General features: G+C 62.3%; 12 protein-coding genes. 6 read left to right on the top strand and 6 right to left on the bottom strand.

The features are described 5' to 3' along the window. Positions 1 to 151 precede the first annotated feature (151 nt). Positions 152 to 1,852, top strand: coding sequence for a methyl-accepting chemotaxis protein (locus BLR34_RS02890; protein WP_092699479.1), 1,701 nt, complete (start codon positions 152 to 154; stop codon positions 1,850 to 1,852). Between the two features lie 37 nt (positions 1,853 to 1,889). Here the strand turns inward: BLR34_RS02890 and BLR34_RS02885 are convergent, their stop codons facing one another. Further along, entirely contained in the window at positions 1,890 to 3,863 is a 1,974-nt protein-coding gene (locus BLR34_RS02885) for a PAS domain S-box protein (RefSeq protein WP_092699246.1), read from the bottom strand. A 182-nt stretch (positions 3,864 to 4,045) separates the two neighbouring features. On the opposite strand from BLR34_RS02885, the gene BLR34_RS02880 reads away from it, so the two are divergent. Genes BLR34_RS02880 through hflX form a run of 3 tightly spaced genes read left to right on the top strand, consistent with a single transcriptional unit; the run spans position 4,046 to position 8,691 of the window. After that, on the top strand, positions 4,046 to 5,692 hold the full coding sequence (locus BLR34_RS02880) for a PAS domain S-box protein (protein WP_176765220.1): 1,647 nt from the start codon (positions 4,046 to 4,048) through the stop codon (positions 5,690 to 5,692). Continuing rightward, positions 5,689 to 7,335, top strand: coding sequence for a sensor histidine kinase (locus BLR34_RS02875; protein WP_092699242.1), 1,647 nt, complete (start codon positions 5,689 to 5,691; stop codon positions 7,333 to 7,335). The genes BLR34_RS02880 and BLR34_RS02875 overlap by 4 nt, the downstream gene beginning before the upstream one ends. A gap of 27 nt (positions 7,336 to 7,362) precedes the next feature. Then, the gene (gene hflX, locus BLR34_RS02870) at positions 7,363 to 8,691 is read left to right on the top strand and encodes a GTPase HflX (RefSeq protein WP_092699240.1); all 1,329 of its coding nucleotides are present in this window, start codon (positions 7,363 to 7,365) and stop codon (positions 8,689 to 8,691) included. Between the two features lie 2 nt (positions 8,692 to 8,693). Here the strand turns inward: hflX and BLR34_RS02865 are convergent, their stop codons facing one another. The 5 genes from BLR34_RS02865 to priS all read right to left on the bottom strand — a co-directional run bounded on the left by BLR34_RS02865 (position 8,694) and on the right by priS (position 13,413). Continuing rightward, complete coding sequence (locus tag BLR34_RS02865) at positions 8,694 to 10,124, bottom strand: NAD(P)H-hydrate dehydratase (protein WP_092699237.1); 1,431 nt, start codon at positions 10,122 to 10,124, stop codon at positions 8,694 to 8,696. A 69-nt stretch (positions 10,125 to 10,193) separates the two neighbouring features. Continuing rightward, the gene (locus BLR34_RS02860) at positions 10,194 to 10,568 is read right to left on the bottom strand and encodes a hypothetical protein (protein ID WP_092699235.1); all 375 of its coding nucleotides are present in this window, start codon (positions 10,566 to 10,568) and stop codon (positions 10,194 to 10,196) included. A 49-nt stretch (positions 10,569 to 10,617) separates the two neighbouring features. Beyond that, positions 10,618 to 11,271 carry a hypothetical protein gene (locus BLR34_RS02855; RefSeq protein WP_092699233.1) on the bottom strand — a complete coding sequence of 218 codons (654 nt, stop codon included), beginning with the start codon at positions 11,269 to 11,271 and terminating at the stop codon, positions 10,618 to 10,620. A 65-nt stretch (positions 11,272 to 11,336) separates the two neighbouring features. Beyond that, on the bottom strand, positions 11,337 to 12,218 hold the full coding sequence (locus tag BLR34_RS02850; RefSeq protein ID WP_092699231.1) for a hypothetical protein: 882 nt from the start codon (positions 12,216 to 12,218) through the stop codon (positions 11,337 to 11,339). 19 nt (positions 12,219 to 12,237) lie between these two features. Continuing rightward, positions 12,238 to 13,413 (bottom strand): DNA primase small subunit PriS, encoded by a 1,176-nt coding sequence (priS, locus tag BLR34_RS02845; protein ID WP_092699229.1) that lies wholly within the window; start codon positions 13,411 to 13,413, stop codon positions 12,238 to 12,240. Positions 13,414 to 13,519: 106 nt separating this feature from the next. Between priS and BLR34_RS02840 the strand changes: the two genes are divergently transcribed. Both BLR34_RS02840 and BLR34_RS02835 read left to right on the top strand, forming a co-directional pair. Next, a complete protein-coding gene (locus BLR34_RS02840; protein WP_092699227.1) occupies positions 13,520 to 14,383 on the top strand; it encodes an SDR family oxidoreductase in 864 nt (287 codons plus the stop codon). A gap of 105 nt (positions 14,384 to 14,488) precedes the next feature. Then, entirely contained in the window at positions 14,489 to 17,998 is a 3,510-nt protein-coding gene (locus BLR34_RS02835; protein WP_176765219.1) for a PAS domain S-box protein, read from the top strand. The last annotated feature ends 6 nt before the right edge of the window (positions 17,999 to 18,004 follow it).

The raw sequence follows: 18,004 nt of genomic DNA, 5'->3' as shown, positions 1-18,004 counted from the left end.
CAGTCAGGCGGCCGCTGTTCCCGTACACTGAGAACGGAGCCGCGGTTATTTACTAGCTGTTCAGGGACTGTACGGTATGTCAGCGTCACCCCGTTCCGGTCAACACCGGAAGTCGTTTCGACAACGGTACGAGGACCTGTTGTGGTGGATGATGGACCGTCTCGGTGTCACCGAGTCGGTCGAACGGAAGGTGGTCACGGCCGTGGTACTCCAGTTCGGTGCGACTGTCGCGCTTTTCGTGAGTCCGTTCGTGCTTTCGGGCATCGTCTGGTACGTGTTTTCGGCGGCACTGTTCGGCGCTGCGATACTGGCGCTGGTAAACACGTTACTCATCGTTCGTCGCGACTTCACCCGACCGATAGTCGCCCTCGACGAGGCGGCCCGGACGATTGCCCAAGGCGACCTCGATGTCGACATCGAGCAATCGAGCCAGCGAGACGAAATCGGCAGCCTCACGTCCGCATTCGCGGAGATGCAGGAATATCTGGTGACAGTTTCGGCGCAGGCCGACGCACTCGCACGCCAGGAGTTCGACGACGAGGTGCTCACAGAGGACGTGCCAGGGGCGTTCGGCGAGTCGCTGGACGAAATGGCCGCCAGCCTCGAATCCTACACCACGGAGCTAGAGGAGATGACGGCGGAACTCGAAGCGCGGTCACAGCGTCTCGAAGCTCTCGTGGACGCGTTCGGGGAGGCCGCTCGAAAGGCACGTGACGGTGACCTGACTGCGACCATCGACGGAGACAGCCTCGACGTGCGCGACGACCAGTACCGCGAGCTTGTCGACGCGTACAACGAGCTCGTGGGAACCCTCGGCGACACGGTCATGGAGGTCAAGACGTTCGCCGGAGATGTCGCAGACGCGAGTGACTCGGCCACAGCACAGATGGACGAAATCGACGCCGCAAGCGACCAGGTGGCACGCTCGACCCAGGAGATATCCAGCGGTGCCGCCGAGCAAAGCGACGACCTCCAGACGGTCGCCGCAGAGATGAACAGGCTGTCTGCGACCGTCGAAGAGATTGCCGCCTCGGCGAACGAGGCGGCCGAGACGGCGAGTCACGCCGCCGAACAGAGCCACGAGGGACGAGAGTCTGCCGAGGTCGCAATCGAGGAACTCGACGAACTCGAAGCCGGAATCGGTCGGACCGCGACCGCAGTCGAGTCGCTGGTCGACCAGATTGGGGAAATCGACGATATCGTCTCATTCATCGAAGACATCGCCGAACAGACGAATCTGCTCGCGCTCAACGCTGGCATCGAGGCCGCCCGGGCCGGGGACGCCGGTGATGGGTTCGCAGTCGTCGCCGACGAGGTCAAACAGCTTGCAGAGGAGACACAGGACTCCGCGGCCGAAATCCAACAGCGCATCGAGGACGTCCAGACGGCGTCGGCCGAGACTGTCGACGACGTTCGAGCGCTCGAACACCAGGTGTCAGACAGTGTCGAGACCATCGAGACGACGCTGCATAACTTCGAGGACATCGTCGAGGAGGTAAACGCCGTCGACACGACAGTCCAGGAAATCAGCAACGCGACAGACGACCAGGCGACGACGACACAGGAAGTGGTGAAGATGGTCGACGACGTGGCAAACGTCAGCGAGGAGACGACGAGCGAGTCCGAGAATCTCGCCGCCGTTGCCCAACAGCAGACGGCGACTATCTCTGAAGCGAGCCGGAACATCCAGCACCTCTCGGAGCGAGCGACGGACCTGCAGGCACTGCTCGAAACGTTTACGCTCGAATCCGGGTCACCGAAGGCAAGCCCGCGCACAGACGGCGGTAAGCCGATTCACAGTCGTTCCAACGACTCTACCCACATACGGGAGGGTGTTGGATACACGCAGTGACACACCGATGTCGCTGTAACTCAGTTGGGGCTTACTCTCAGTTCAGAAGACAGGTCGGTTCGAGCGAGCGGTCGCCGTCGTCGCCGGTGTCGAACTCGAATCTCGCGCCGCCGGCCTCGCTCGCCGTGATAGTGACCGACCAGCCGTGTGCTTTCACAATCCGTTCGACGATGGCGAGCCCGAACCCGCTCCCGTTCTGGCTGGTCGAATAGCCCGACTCGAAGACCGCAGCCGAGTCGGGGATACCGGGACCGTCGTCTGCGACGAAAAAGCCGGTTGCCGTCTCACCGACGCTGACAGTCACGTCCGGCCCGACGTGTTCGACCGCGTTGCGAAAGAGATTCTCGAAGACGTGTCTGAGTCTGTCGGGGTCTGCCTCTATCTGTGGGTCCTCCCGGATATCGAGTGTCGCCTGTGGTGTCTCGACAGTCTCCCAGCAGGTCGTGGCAATCTCACCGACCGAGACGTGTTCCAGGTCCTCGACGAGGTGGCCGTCGCGGGCGAGGGTCAGCGTGTCCTCGATAATCGTCGAGATGCGTTCGTGTGCGTCGGCGATACCGTCGAGATGCTCGCGTGGGTGGTCGGCCTCGCGGGCGTGTTCGAGCCGGAGCATCGCCACGTTGAGCGGGTTTCGCAGGTCGTGTGAGACGATAGAGGTGAACTCGTCGAGGCGCTGATTTTTCCGTTCGAGCTTCCACTCGTATCGGTGGCGTGCTATCTCGTATCCCAGCCAGTTGGCGAGCGTCGCGACAGTCGACTGGAGCGCCGACAACACCGGCTCCTCACGGGGACGTTCACCGCCGAAACAGAGCGTTCCGTACGTCGAGCCGTCGACCTGGATGCGAGCCCCGAGATAACACCGTAGCCCGAACCGCTCGAAGGCTGGGTCGTCCTGCCAGTCGGTTTCGGCTGCATCGTCGACGACAAGCGGTTCGGCCTGGGTTATCGTCTTCCGACAGTAAGTCCGCCCGAGCGGGTCTGTCGTACCCTCCTGAATCAGGTCGTGGTCGCCGCTGGCGGCGATAACGTGCTGGGTGCCGTCCTCGATACGGGTGACGTAGGCGACGGGCAAATCGAGGTGACGACAGCCAACATCGAGGACGGCCTCGATTTTCTCGTCGAGGGACATCTCTGTGTCTGACGTGAGGTTGTAGACGGCCGAGAGCGTTCGCGCCGACCGCTCGACCTGTGTTTCGAGCGGGCGGCGTGTCGTCACGTCGCGCTGGATACCGACAAACCGGTCGACATCCCCGTCACCGTCTGTTACCGGCGCGACCGTCTGGCGTGCGACGTAGCGCTCGCCGGATTTGCGTTCGTTGATCGTCTCCTCTTCCCAGACGCGACCGTCGAGAATCGTCTCCCAAAGCTCCTCGTAATAGGCTTCGTCGTGGGCTCCTGAGCTGAGAATCTGTGGGGTTTGCCCGACTGCCTCCTCGCTGGAGTAGCCCGTTATCTCTTCGAAGGTCCCGTTTACGTACTCGATTGTGCCGTCTGTGTCCGTGATGACGATAGCAGCGGCAGCGTCCTCGACAGCAGCCTCGACGCAGTCGGGCCGGTCAGTGCGGGCGCGCTCTGTCGCGGCCGTGAGACGAGCAGGGAGGTCGGCCAGCGACGAGTCTCCAGCAGGAATGTAGTCGGTGACGCCCGCAGCGATGGCCCGGCTTGCAAGCTGTTCGGAGCCAGCCACAGCGAGAAGGACAACAGGGAAGGCACGCGCTTTGGCGCGGACGCTGTCGAGCAACTCGATGCCGGTCATATCGGGCAGTTCGTACCGACTGAGGAGGCAGTCGACAGCGCCCGACTCGAACAGGGCCAACCCGGCCTCGCCGTCTTCGACAGCCATAACCTCGAACGATACCGGTGTGGCCGACGTTTCGAAGGCAGTCTTCACGGCGTCTGTCAGGTCCGTGCCAACGTAGCCGACAGTCAGCGAGTCTACGGGAGGGGTATCATCGGTGACAAAGCCGTCGTCCGGGGGGTCGGGTCCATCGGCTCGTCGGTCTGAGTCCATTGCTGATAGATTTCTCTCCGGCGACCTAAACGCCAGTCTGTATTCTGGCGCGTTTTAAATCGCCAGACCGCACGAAACCGAGCCCGCCATTTAATATGGCTTCACGCAGAACACACCCCACTGTCACACAGAGAGTCCACCGTAGGTCTCACGGCTCTCTTTCAGGGCACGGACCGTCAGCTATGGTCATCGAAACGTCGCTGCCGTCGGCCGGTCTCGCAGTCGCGGCTATCCTCGGGTCTGGCTATTTTCTGGCGGTCATGTGGTCCCGCCGACGGGAGCCGACCGCCCGGCCCCTCTTTGGGCTGGCGGCGACCCTAGCCGGCACGGCCGTCCTCCACCTCCTTCACGTCCATCTCACGCCGACACACACCGTTCTGGCACGGCGAGTCAGCGAGGACTTTGCCGACGTGTTCTGGATTTCGGCTGTTCTCACGAGCTATATTGCCGTCCTCGGCCTGTGGACGGTGTTCGTCTTCACGTACACCGGACGCGGGACGTGGGTGACGCGGCTTGTCGCGGCGACCGTCGGCGGGCTGTTCGTTCTGGAGGCCGGCAGCCTGTTTCTCGTAGCGACGGGGATAGCACTGACGACCAGAGTCGTCGAGGCGATTCTGGTCGTCAGTCTCGTTTTAGTGCTTGTACTCGCAATCGTCGGCGTCTTTCTCGTCCTCGACGAGGCGACCCGTCTCGGGCCGCTTTTGGTCCGGGAAGCTGCCGTGTTGTCTCTGGCTGCGGGGACGCTGTTCGGGAGCGCCTGGCTGTTTCTCCGGTTCAATTCGCCGCCGGTGTTCACCGGTTCGGTGCTGGTGAGCAGCCTGCTGTTCGTGTTTGCCATCCGTCACTATTCGATGTTCGAATCCCTCCCGCTTGCGGGCGTTCTCGGGCGGGAACGGGTGATACGCGAGATGACGGAAGGAATCGTCGTCGTCGGTCAAGACGGGCAGATACAGGACCTGAACCCAGCGGCCCAAGCCCTGTTCGGGGTCGACAGCGACCGGCTGCTCGGCGAGGACTGGTCGGTGTTGGTTCCCGGCGATTTCTCGCTCGACGAGCTAACACAGACCGACCAGTCGGCCCGTGTCGAGCTTGCGGAGACTGTCGTTGCAATCAACGCGACAGTGGTGACCGACGAGCAGGGACGGTCACTGGGCCATCTTGTTGTCTGTCAGGATATCACCGACCGCCGCGAGCGCGAACGTCGCCTGGCGGTGTTGAATCGCTTTCTCGTCGAAACGGTCTCTGAACGCATGGAAACGCTCGAATCGGCCGCAGACGACATCGCAGACAGTCCAGCGAACGCCGCCGAGTCGGGCACAGAAATCTGGACCACGACGACGAATCTCATCACACTCCTCACCTACGTCCGGGAAGTCGAGCGTGGGCTGGCCGACGACGACACACAGCGAAGCGACGTGGCCACAGTCGCCGACAGTGTCATAGAGGACAGTCCAGCGGTGGTAGGCGACAGGTCACCGCCACCAGCCGCCATCGAGCCGCCGCTGCTCGAATCGGTGCTTGAACTGCTGGTGTCCGACGGGGTCGATACCCCCACCGAAGCCATCGACGTGACCATTGAGGCGACAGGCGAGGCCGTTGAGGTGACACTCAACGCCGAAGACACAACTGCAAACGCGCTCCGCGAGACCGCTCTCGAACTCGCACGCCTGACCGTGGAGTCGGCCGGCGGCACCGTCAGAACCGCCAGCGAGAGCGACGCCGGAAAGAGAGCCGGACTGGTGACGCTACAGCTGCCAGCGGCCGACGAACCCGGAACCGAGGGAGAGAGCACCACAGTAGCGGGACGGGTCGGTGGTGAGCCGCCGTGAGTACCGCGCTCGTCGCACTCGGGGCAGTCGTCGGCGTCCTCAACCTCTGGGCAGGTGCCCACGCCCTGCGCCGACGGGGCCGACCGGGGGCAATTCCCTTCGGATTGCTCGGAGTCGTCCTCGCACTTTCCAGCGGCCTCGTGACCAGCGAGGCGGTGCTCGACTGGAACGTCTCGGTCGCACTTGGCCTGGTGTTGGGGACGCTTCTCTGGAGTGGGTTCGCGCTCGAATACACGGGGCGAGGTCCCGCGATGACCCGGCCCCGTCTCGCGGGCCTGGTCGGGTTCGGTCTGCTCGCCAGCGGTGTGCAGGTACTGTTGTTGAACGCGTTCACCGTCGGGTCACCGTACTGGCTGGTGGTATCGGTGCTGAATCTCGTGGTGCTCTCGCTGGGGCTGTTCGGCGTATTCCTCGTCGTTCGGGCGGGCGTGACATACGACGACCTCCCGCTGGGGCGCGCGCTCGTCGTCGCGGGCGTCGGGTCGGTGCTAGTGAGTATCTGGATTGTGGGTGCAGTGGTTGCCGAACAGCTGTCGCTGACAGAACTCGTCAGCTGGCTGATTCTCGGCCTACTCGGCCTCACAGGAGTCTTGTGTCTGCTTGCCGAGTACCGCTGTGCGCTGTTCGAGACCGAGCCAAGCGCCGGCTACCTGGCCCGTGACAGCGTTCTCGACGAGATGACCGAAGCCGTCATCGTCGCCGACCGTGGTGGGCGATTGCTCGACAGCAATCGAACGGCCAACGACGCATTCGGTATCGACAGGTCGTCACTGGGTCGCCCCGTATCGGCGGCAGTCGGGGTCTCGCCCGCAGCCAGCGCCGACAGTCCGGTGAGCATCGAAACGTCGAGCGGCCGGCGCGAGTACGACATCACGGAGTCTCCAATCGAAGACAGCACGAACCGAACGGTCGGGACCGTGTATCTGTTCCGTGACGTGACCGACAAGCAGACACACGAACAGCAACTCGCGGTGCTCAACCGCGTTCTCAGACACAATCTGCGCAATAGCTTCGACTCGATTCGTGGATTCGCAGAGCCGCTCCGAGACGAGAGTGTGCCGCCGGCGGCCGCAGTCGAACACGGAGAGCGTATCAGACAGACAGCACGCGATATCAGTGACCTCGGCGAGAAAGTCTCGCGGGCTGAGCAGTTGCTCGAATGGGAACGCGTCGACCGTGAGCGCGTCGACCTCGTCGCCCTAGCGTCTGTACTCGTCGACACCGCCTCGACGGCATACCCTGACGCCACCATCGAGGTACCCGACCCCACGACAGCGGTCACAGTGCGGACGAATCGAGATATCCTAGAGGGTGTCCTCGAAGAACTCATCGACAACGGTCTGAAACACAGCCGCGAGAGCGAGCCACGAGCCACTGTCGAACTGGAGTCAGGGCCAGACGAGGTAGCCATCACCGTCTGTGATAACGGCCCGGGCATCCCCGAACACGAGCAGGCCGTGTTGCTCGACGGCGAGGAGACGCCGTTGCGCCACGGGACCGGCGTTGGACTCTGGTTTGTCTACTGGGGAGTCCGACGCCTCGGCGGGACGATTGCCTTCGCCGAAACCGACGATGGGAGCGCCGTCACGGTGACGCTACCGCGCGTCGAATCGCCCGAGAGCGGTACTGGAACTGGCATTTAAATATCATGGTACCGTACACAGGCGTAAGTGACAGAGAGAGACACACCACCCGAACGAGCGGTAATCGGCAAGCGGGTTCGGTCGGGCGAGGCGGAGACAGCGGAAGTCCGCGACCTGGCACAGGCGGCCGGCTATCGTGTGCTGGAGTCGGTCACCCAAACCCGGACAGAGGACCCCGCCTATCACTTCGGAGAGGGGAAAGTCGAGGAAATCGCGGCGACCGTCGCGGCGACGGACGCGACGGCGGTCATCGTCGACAACGAACTCGGTCCCTACCAGACGTACAACGTCGGCAACAAGCTCCCAGAAGGCGTGCGTGTCATCGACAGATTTCGTCTCATTCTCGAAATCTTCGGCCAGCGCGCACAGACACGGAAAGCCCAACTCCAGGTCGAACTCGCAGAGTTGCGCTACGAGCTCCCCCGAGCAGAAGCAAAGGCCAGCCTCGCCAAGCGTGACGAACGGCCCGGCTTCATGGGGCTTGGCGAGTACGACGAAAGCCGTGAACGCGACATCAAGGCGCGCATCTCGCGCATCCGTGACGAACTCGAACAGATAGAGCGTGACGACCAACACCGCCGCGAACAACGCCGGGAGTCCGGATTCGATTTGGTCGCACTCGCCGGCTACACGAACGCGGGGAAATCGACGCTGTTGCGCCAGCTCGCAGCCGACCTCGATGTCGACGAAAACGAGGACATCCACCCAGACCTGGACTCGACAGCGGAGTCTGAAGACCGACTGTTCACCACGCTCGGGACGACGACGCGCAAGGGCGATATCGACCGCCGAGACGTGCTCGTGACCGATACGGTCGGATTCATTTCCGATTTGCCCCACTGGCTGGTCGAGTCGTTCAAATCGACGCTCGATGCAGTCTACCGCGCGGATCTGGTCTTGCTCGTGGTCGACGTGAGCGAGCCGATGGACGAGATTCACGAGAAGGTCGTCACCTGCCACGATACGCTCTACGAGCGCAACGAGGCACCTATCGTCACCGTCCTCAACAAGTGTGATACCGTCGACGACGACGAAATCACTCGGAAAAAAGAGGGGTTGTCGGCGCTCGCGCCGAATCCAGTCGTCATCAGCGCAAAAACCGGCGACGGTATCGACCGGCTCTGGGAGCGGGTCCACGACGAATTACCGGATTACAAACACGAACGGCTGGTGATGCCGATGACAGAAGACACAATGAGCGTCGTCTCCTGGATTCACGACAACGCGTACGTCCAGACTGTCGAGTACGGCGACCACGCCGACGAGGTGACAGTCGAGTTCGAAGCGCGACCACAGGTGGTCGAGCAATCCCGCTCGAAGGCCCAACAACTCGTCGAAACCAGCCCGTCAGCCTGAGGCTACGACGGGTCCATAGCCTCGGGAATCGAATCGAACAGGTCTGACGCCACCAGTCCGTTACCGTACGTTTCAGCGGCGATATCGCCGGCACGCCCGGTGACAAATGCACCGACTGCGGCGGCATCGAACGGGTCGAGTTGCGCGGTGAGCGCGCCGGTCACGCCCGCGAGCACGTCACCCGTCCCGCCGACGGTCATCCCTGGATTGCCGGTTCGGCTCACCCGGCTGTGCTCGCCGTCGGCGACGATATCGTAGTTCCCCTTGACGAGCATCGTGTGGTCGAGGTCCGCGGCGAACCCGTCGACGAGAAACCGCCGTTCTCGCCAGTCCTCGGCCGCTGGTCCGCCCATCGCCGCCAGTTCGCCCTGGTGGGGCGTACAGATGAGGTCGGCCTCGGTTTCGACCTCCGGAACGATTTGGAGCGGATCAGCGTCGACAACAGCGGTCCCGTCGTACGATTCGATGATAGCTCTCGCGGCTTCGAGGGTCTCCTCGTCGTCGCCGAGACCTGGCCCGATGACGAGAGAATCGTGTTCGCGGGCGTACTCCATCACCGGACCGACGTGACCGGGTTCGAGTCGCCGCCCTTGCATCGGATAGAGGATGAGGTTCTCGCTGTACCCCTGGACCTCGTGGACAACTGAGGTAGGACAGGTGACCTTGACGAGGTCGGCACCCGCTCGGAGAGCAGCCTGTGCCGTCAGCGCCGGGGCCCCGGTGTAGGGACCGCCACCGATGACGAGTACCTCGCCGTGGTCACCCTTGTGACTCTCTGTCTCTCGGGAGAGTCGAAGCAAGTCGCCGCGCTCGACGAACGTCTCGACGCCCGTCGGGATGCCGATGTCGGCGACCCGAACGGTGGCATCGAGGTCGTCGAGACCCGGTTTGGTGTCGTGGAAGGTGATGACGTGGTCTGGCTCGACAGCCGAAGGTGCTGTGGCTCCGGTCTCTGCGTCCAGCCCGGACGGGACGTCGACAGAAAGCACGGGAGCCTCGGCTTCGTTCATCGCAACAGCAGCGGTCGCTGCGGGTTCGCGTAGGTCACCGCTGATACCAGTGCCGAGCATCGCGTCGACCACGACGTCTGCGTCGCCGAGGTCTATCGCCGTCGAGTCACGGACCTCCGTGGCGTCGTACTCGGCGGCGAGCAGCGCGTCCCAGTTTTTGCGTGCGATGTCTGTGGTGATGGTCTCTGCCCGTCCGAGCAGACGAACTTGCACGTCGAACTCGTCGAGAAACCGCGCCGCAACGAAAGCGTCGCCCCCGTTGTTGCCCCGTCCCGCGACGACGACGACGGTGTCGTCTGGCGAGGCAATCTCACGGATTGTGGCGGCGACTGCGTTGCCACTCGACTCCATAAGTTGCTTGCGGGGCACCCCCAGGGCCTCGGCGTTCGCGTCGACGACCGCCATTTCCGAGCCTGTTAGCATACGACGAGGTTTGGCTGGCTCCCTGATAACTGTCCGGGGAGTCGGCAGTCGACTTCCGGCTCCGGAGTGTTACACGCCAGGCACACCCAGCGCGTCGAGGTCACCGACGCCGACAACAGCGAGAACGAGCAAGGCGAACACCGCACCCAGCCACGCGCCGAGTGCGAGTACAGTCGCGCGAATCCAGCCGATTTCGTACCGGGAACGAATGACCCAGGTCCAGACGAGAAAGGCGACGACAGAAGAGAGCAGTCCACCCACGCCAACCCGACTGAACAGGAGTTCGACGAGCGCCCAGGCCAGCGCACCAAACAGCGCGGTGACGACCGCATACGAGAATTCACGCGATTTCAGCGCGAACTTGGACCCGACGTGGATGCCGAATCCACCCACGAGTAAGCTGACCGCGAACACGAGTACCGATGTTTCGACGCCGGTTGCCATACGCCCCAATCACAGGGCCTGAAGTTAACCGTTTGCCCGAGGTAGCAGGTCAGGCTGGTTCCTCCTTCGAGTCACGGAGGACGCTCGCGCCGGGGAGATAGCCCGCTATTTTCGTCACCCAGCCGAGCTTGAATAGCCCGAGTTGCGAGAGGACGCCCAGCGCAAACAACCCCAGAAACAGGGGCTCCGAGGCGTCGAAGACTATTGGGTCGAGCGTCGGGAACTCGTCGGCTGCGTCCATGATTGCTTCCTGGGTAATCGACTGTGACGCCAGCGCTGCCCCGATGAACGACGTGATGATGATGAGCGTCGTCCGGGTCAAAAACAGCCCCAGAAACGCCAGGGCGACACCGGTTCCGAGACCGACACCGACGGTCATCACCAGCGAATCAGTCCCAACGATGGGGTCGATTGCGACGACGCCAAGATAGGTTCCGACGGCGAACCCCATCGCTGCAATCGCCATCGACAGCAGAACGTACGTGACGCCGACGCCGACGAGCGCGCCAACCCCTACGGCAAGTGCGAGGCCAACAGCGCCCTCGACACCTGCCGCATCGGCGATTGTCGGCGCAACCAGATACCCGCCGCCGCCACCGAGGACGGCACCGAGCAGTCCTGCACCGTACACCGACAACGCCGCCCCGGCAAATAACAGTACGACACCGGCGGCAACCATCCCAATCGCGATAGCGTCGACCATGTTGGCTACGTTCTCGGGGGGTTCTCAAAACCTTTGTGGCAGAGCAAAAGCGCCCGTTTTCGCGCTCAGAGTTCGCGAGCGACGCCCTGTTCGAGGAGAATATCGGCATTGCCGGCGGGCAACGAGACAACGTCGTCGGGTTCGAGGTCGTAATCTCGGTCGTCGAACCCGAGAAACGTCTCCACGTCGTCGAGAATCTGGACGCGCTGGCGTTCGATATCGGGCTGAACCGCTTCGTCAGTGTCTGACTGTGGCTGCTCCGTGGCGGTTCCACCGTCGTTCCGGACGGGCGGGTCGACGGGGTCGGCCGACGGCGGGACGGCCTCGTCGGCCGGCGGACGCGGCTCGTTAGTCTGTGACGCAGCGTCGCCCGTGGCCGCTGGCTCTGTCTCTGGCGATGGGGCGCCACCCATCGCGTCGGCGGCGGTAACGCTGTCAGACTCGGCTGTCTCGTCCCAGCCAGCCGGCGTCTCGGCCGGCTCTGGGGCACCGCTGACGCCGGCGGCAGCCGGCTCGTCACCCTCTGTCGGCGCTGGCGTGTCCGTGTCGGTCGGCGGCTCGTCGCCGTCAAGCAACGCCAGCACACGCTCGCGATTGGCCTTGATGTTGCCGACGAGGTCGTCGAACAGTTCCTGTTCCTCGGCGGTCATGCCGTCGGACTCGGCCGGGAGGTCGGCCGCAGCGAACGACGCCGCCTTGACGATTTTACCGACGCGTTTCTCGTAAATTGCCTCGACGGTCTGCTCGGCGGTCTTGATTTCGTCGGTCAACTGGCGGACTTCCGGCGAGTCGAAGGGGTCATCGGCACGCTCGACGGCACGGTCGCGCTCGGCGTGTAACTGCTGGATGAACGAGCCCGCGTCGGCGTAAAACGACTCGCGCAGCTGCTGGAGCTTGTCGGTCTGTCGCTCGCGGTCGCGTACCGACTGCAGTTCGTTCAGGTCCATGGTATCACAGCGTCGTCTGTCATTCTTTGCCCTTTTCGGCGCGCCCTCGGGTCATCAGGAATACGCCAACGTACTCTGGAACGGAATGAATGCCCTCCTCCAGTGTAAAACTATCGCCACCGAGGCGAACAGTCCCGGGAGCTGTCACGTCGACGGTGATATCGTGGCGCGAGAACGTCTCCGGCACAGCATCGGTCAGCGGGTCGAACGCGTCGAGTTCGTCGGCCTGAATCGGTCGGACGACCAGGCCGCTCCCGCCGTGGAGGCTGCCGGGGAGGCGAATCAGTCGGTTCGTGTCTGTCGAGACCGGCTCGTCAATCTGTGCGTTCTGGTCGGCGACGACCGCCGGTGCGAACTGCTCTGCGAGGTTCTCAAAGACGTTGTGGGCAGAGAGATTGCCCTCCTCTATCTCGACAAACCGGTTCTGTGCGAACTGGTAGGCCGTCTCTGCCTTCTTTTGGCCGATACCATCGTACTCCTGGAGGGCCGGGACTGCCTCGTGTTCGTCCATCTCCCGCACCTCTTGCATCACCGAGAGCAGTTCCTGGTGGACCCGTTTTCCCCAGCCGGCGTCAGTCGGGAGGTAACGGTTGCTCGCTGGACTCTCTCGGCCGACAGAGCCAGCGACAGTCTGTTCCTCGACAAGCGCGTCGAACTCCAGGCCGATGCCGCGGACGTAGTCGACAATTTCGCGGCGGGCGTCGCTGTCGAGTGTCTGGACGTTGTCGTCGTGGACGTGGACGTGATAGCCCCGGCTCCCAGAAAAGACGATTTCGAGATCCTCGAAGGCGAAGTCGTCTCGGAGGAACTCGAGCAGCCGGGACAGTGCCTCCTTGCAGGCGGCGAGCATCTCGCCGTAGCTGTCGTCCGGCGTCGTCCCGGGGAGGTGGTCGGCGTCGAGGTCGAAGATGAGGTCGGAGGACTGCCAGTCTTTGCCGTCCATCGTCTTCTCGCTGGGGTCGTCGTACCGGCCCGCAGAGAAGTAGACGTGTCGTGGCCGTTCTCGCGCGAGAAAGTCATCGAGGTCACCCAAATCAAGCAGCGAGTTGTGACGGACGTACGTCTCGCCGGGGCCCTCGGTCCAGGGAACGTATCCCCACTCGCGTGCGTGGGCATCCAGCGGCTGGTCGACGGCCCCACCACGATAGTAATCGCCGAACCGGCCGCGCAGATACGCAAGCGTCCGCTCGTTCACGTCGATTCATTCTGGCAGCGATACCATAGGGTTTGTCATCTGGTGGGTGCCACGGTTGGGTAATTAACCCGGGGAACCATATCCCAACGGCGTGTCAGCGACATGCATGGCGGGGGAACCCTCAGACCTGCAAGCGCCGGAGTTGACACGCGAGGACCTGCTGGTCGTCGACGACAGCCGATTTTCGCCCGGAACAGTCGCGCTCGTCACGGGTGCGGCGTCGGGTATCGGGCGGGCGACGGCAGTCGCGCTCGCAGTCAACGGGCTGACCGTCGTCGGTGCCGACATCGACGAGTCGGGACTCGACGACACAACAGCAATCACGGCCGAACTGGACGCGGCGGGTCGCTTTCTCGGCGTCGAGACGGACCTGACAGACGAGGACGACATCGGCGCTGTCGTCGAGGCGGCCGCAGACGAGGGAACGCTGCGATACGTGGCCAATATCGCCGGCCTCCAGCATATCGACCCAATTACGTCGTTTCCGACCGCGCGGTACGACCAGCTCCAGGACGTGATGGTGCGCGCGCCGTTTCTCATCGCCAGAGACGCAATCCCCCACATCGAGGCAACCGAGGACGGTGTCGGCGCAATCGCGAACATGTCCTCGGTACACGGTCGATATGCCACCGAGCGCAAGCCGGCGTACATCGTCGCCAAACACGCACTCAACGGACTCACGCGGTCGATTGCGGCAGAAGGTGACGGGAAGTTACGGAGCTTCTCGGTGTCTGCGGGTTATGTCCTGACGCCGCTGATGGTCGACCAGATTGCAGAGACGGCCCAACAGCGAGGACTCTCCGAACAGGAGGTCATCGAGGATGTCATGCTGGGTCAAGCCCGTACGAAGGAGATGATGACACCCACAGAGGTCGCGAATCTGTTTACCTTCGGTTTTTCACGCCACGGCAGACACCTCAACGGCGGTGACTTGCTCTGGGACGGCGGCTTCACGACCACATACGAATGAGCGGGCGTGACTGCCTCTGGCAAGGTAGCGAGAGACTCGTTGTTTCGAGTGAAATGGTAACTATAGGCATGTTTTTATGAGTCAGGCACTCCTATGAAAAACAGTATGAGCGACATGTCGGGCCAGATTACGGTGCTACACGTCGACGACGACGCTGGCTTTACCGACCTGTCGGAGACGCTTCTGGAAGAGCGAAGCAAACAGCTCCAAGTCGAGACTGCCACCGGCCCGGAAGCAGTGCTCGACAATATCAGTGCGTGGGAGTACGACTGTGTGGTGAGCGACTACGATATGCCGGAGGTGGATGGCATCGAGTTCCTCGAAGCGATTCGGGCAGAGTGGTCGACGTTACCGGTCATCGTGTTCACCGGCAAGGGGTCCGAGGAGGTGGCAGCAGAGGCGATTTCGGCTGGTGCGACCGACTACATCCAGAAGCGAGGCGAGACGAGCCAGTTCACCGTGCTGGCAAACAGAATCGAGAACGTCGTCGAGCAACACAGGGCGCGACAGAGTGCCGAGCGTGCAAACCAGCGCCGACAGCGGACCCTCGAACGGATTACCGACGGGTACGTCGAACTCGACGACGAGATGGTCGTTACAGAGGTCAACGAACAGGCAGAGAGACTGATAGGGCACTCGCGTGAGGAGTTACTCGGTACCCCATACGACGAGCTCAGTTCCGAAGGAAGACCGGAAACGCTGTCGGAATACAGAGACGTACTCGACAAACAGGAAGCAAAAACCGTCGAGAGCGAGTCTGATATCAACCCCGGTCGGTGGTACAGAGAACGCATCTTCCCGGCACAAGACAGTGAGGGTATCTTCGTCTATTTCCGTGATATCACCGAACGCAGAGAGCAAAAGCGGGCTCTCGAAGAGAAAACCCAACAGCTCGAAGCCATCCTGAACAACGTCAAGTCCGCAATCTGGATGCGGGACAGCGAGAGTCGGTTCCTGCTGATAAACGAGAACTGCCGAGAGATGTTTGGTATCCCGAGCGATACCGACATGACTGGAAAGACACCCGAGACACTGTTTGGCGACAGGCTGGCCGGCCAGTTCAAGACAAACGACAGGGCGCCTCTCGACGCGGGTGAGTCGGTCGAGTTCGAAGAGGAGGTCCAGACAAAAGACGGCAACCGGACGTTCCTGACCCGGATTACACCGCTGTTCGAGGACGGAGAGGTATACGCGACAGTCGGTGTCGCGACCGATATCACGGCACAAAAGCGACAGGCCAGAGAACACGAGGAGAGTCGGCAACTCTACAGGACGCTACTCGACCAGAGCCCCAACGGCGTCGTCATCGTTCAGGACGAGACGATACAGTTCGTCAACGACCGGATGTGCGTCCTGACGGGCAAGGATGACACAGAACTGCGCGGACAGCGCTTCACCGAGATAATCGCACCGGAATACCACGAACTGGTCGAAACGCGGTACGAAAGTCGAGTCGACGGCGACCAACCGCCCGAAAACTACGAGATTGAGATGACAGCCGAAGACGGCCAGCACAGAGTCATCGACCTCTCTGCTTCGCGCATCCAGTACGAGGGTCGACCGGCCGTGCTCGCGACGTTCAACGACGTGACAGAGATAAAGCGTCACGAACGACAACTCGAAGCGCTGAAAGACGAGTACGAGAGCGTCTTCGAGCACACCGACGAGACGCTGTTCTTGCTCGATGAGGAAGGAGACACACTCAAGGTCAAACGGCTGGCCGAACCCGTTGTGGGCGAAGACGGGAGCACGCGTCCCGACGCACTGTCAGAGATATCGGATGCGAAGCTGAAAACGGAGTATCAGGAGTGCGTCGCACGGAATCGAAAGACGACGTACACTGAGCAGGTCAGTCAAAGCGGGCGGCGCACCTGGGAGGTGGTTTTGACACCAATTGCTATCGAAGGTCGCGTCGACCGCGTGGTCGGGACAGCCCGCAACGTTACGAGACAGCGGCGCCGCGAGGAGTTACAGAAGAGAATCATCGACATCTCGTCGGAGCTGATAGGCACCAGCAAAGAGGAAGTCGACGACCGGATAGAGACGGCACTCGCACGCATCGGCGAGTACGAGGGCGCAGACAGGAGCTACATCTTCGAGTTCACAGACGACGGCGACGTGATGGACAACACTCACGAGTGGTGTGCACCCGGCGTCGACTCCCAGCAAGCGACACTTCAAGGCCTCGACACCGGCGATTTCTCGTGGTTCATGCCGAAGATAGTCGACCAGCAGACGGTGACAGTCCCGGACGTAGACGACCTCCCGCCCGAAGCCACACACCTGCAACAGACGCTCGACGCCGGGAAAATCGACGCTATCGTTACAGTCCCCCTTACCCGCCACGACGAGACAATCGGATTCATTGGCTTCGACTGGACGGACGCGACTGCCCCATGGACAGACGAGACACTCGGTTTGATGGAGGTGAGCGCACACATCATCGCCAGCGCGCTCACACAAAAAGAGACGGTCGCACGGCGAGAGGAACGCGAGGAGACACTCTCTGCGCTTCACGATGCGGCGACCGAAATCGGACGAGCCGAGTCGGAAGCAGAGGTGTACGAGACAGTCACAGCGACGGCGGAACGCATCCTCGAATTCGATCTCGTGGCGATCGACGTCGAGCGAGACGGGGAGCTCATCCAGGAGGCGTGGTCACTGGAGATGAACGGCGGCGACTACTACGAGAGTACGTCGCTGGAAGACGACGACACGTTCGCGGGTCGGGCATACAACCATCAGGAGGCGATTCTCGTCGACGACTTACGGGAGTACGATATCACCCCTGCGGACAACGACTACCGGTCGGTGCTGACGATTCCAATCGGCACGTTCGGGACCTTCCAGACAGTCTCGACGAGCGTGGCTGCGTTCGACGAGTACGACCGCGAGTTCGCCGAGTTGCTGGTCGACCACGCGGCGGTGAAGCTCAGACAGCTCACGGACAAAGACCAGCTCAGAGAGCAAAAAGAGGAGCTAAAAGAGCAAAACGAGCGACTCGACGCGTTTACCAGCATCGTCAGCCACGACCTGCGGAACCCGCTGAACACACTCGAATTGTCTCTCGATTTGGCAGAGCGGACCGGCGACACGGAGCACTTCGAACGGAGCTACCGGGCAATCAGCCGGATGGACCGACTGCTCGAAGAGTTGCTGACACTCGCACATCAGGGCGACGACCTCGGCGACCTCGAATCGGTGTCGCTCAGACAGGCCGTCGAGCAGGCCTGGGAGACCGTCGAGACGGGTGAGGCAGAGCTACTACTGGCCGAAGACCTCACACTCAAGGCGGACCGCGTGCGACTGATGCAACTGCTCGAAAATCTCATCAGCAACGCCGTCGAACACGGCACCACCGCGACGAGTCCAGAATATTCCACCGTTTGTATCACCGTCGGCACGCTCGACGGCGGCTTCTACGTCGCCGACGACGGGCCGGGCGTTCCAGCGGGTGAAGACATCTTTGAGATGGGGTATTCGACAGCAGAGGACGGCACCGGCTTCGGGCTCGCAATTGTCGAAGAAATCGTCGACGCCCACGGCTGGGCGATTCGTGTCACCGAGAGTGATGGCGGCGGCGCACGGTTCGAGATAACGGGCGTCAAGGCCTGAAGCCAC

The organism is Halovenus aranensis (genome assembly GCF_900100385.1).
Lineage (GTDB): Archaea > Halobacteriota > Halobacteria > Halobacteriales > Haloarculaceae > Halovenus > Halovenus aranensis.
The sequence above is the reverse complement of the archived record's forward strand: the minus strand, read 5'-3'. Positions and strand labels throughout refer to the sequence as shown.

Coding starts and splice junctions, on each gene's coding strand:
- BLR34_RS02865 (WP_092699237.1), bottom strand. CDS start 10,124: ATGCTAACAGGCTCGGAAATGGCGGTCGTCGACGCGAACGCCGAGGCC.
- BLR34_RS02885 (WP_092699246.1), bottom strand. CDS start 3,863: ATGGACTCAGACCGACGAGCCGATGGACCCGACCCCCCGGACGACGGC.
- BLR34_RS02860 (WP_092699235.1), bottom strand. CDS start 10,568: ATGGCAACCGGCGTCGAAACATCGGTACTCGTGTTCGCGGTCAGCTTA.
- BLR34_RS02840 (WP_092699227.1), top strand. CDS start 13,520: ATGGCGGGGGAACCCTCAGACCTGCAAGCGCCGGAGTTGACACGCGAG.
- BLR34_RS02880 (WP_176765220.1), top strand. CDS start 4,046: ATGGTCATCGAAACGTCGCTGCCGTCGGCCGGTCTCGCAGTCGCGGCT.
- BLR34_RS02835 (WP_176765219.1), top strand. CDS start 14,489: ATGAGCGACATGTCGGGCCAGATTACGGTGCTACACGTCGACGACGAC.
- BLR34_RS02890 (WP_092699479.1), top strand. CDS start 152: ATGGACCGTCTCGGTGTCACCGAGTCGGTCGAACGGAAGGTGGTCACG.
- BLR34_RS02850 (WP_092699231.1), bottom strand. CDS start 12,218: ATGGACCTGAACGAACTGCAGTCGGTACGCGACCGCGAGCGACAGACC.
- BLR34_RS02855 (WP_092699233.1), bottom strand. CDS start 11,271: ATGGTCGACGCTATCGCGATTGGGATGGTTGCCGCCGGTGTCGTACTG.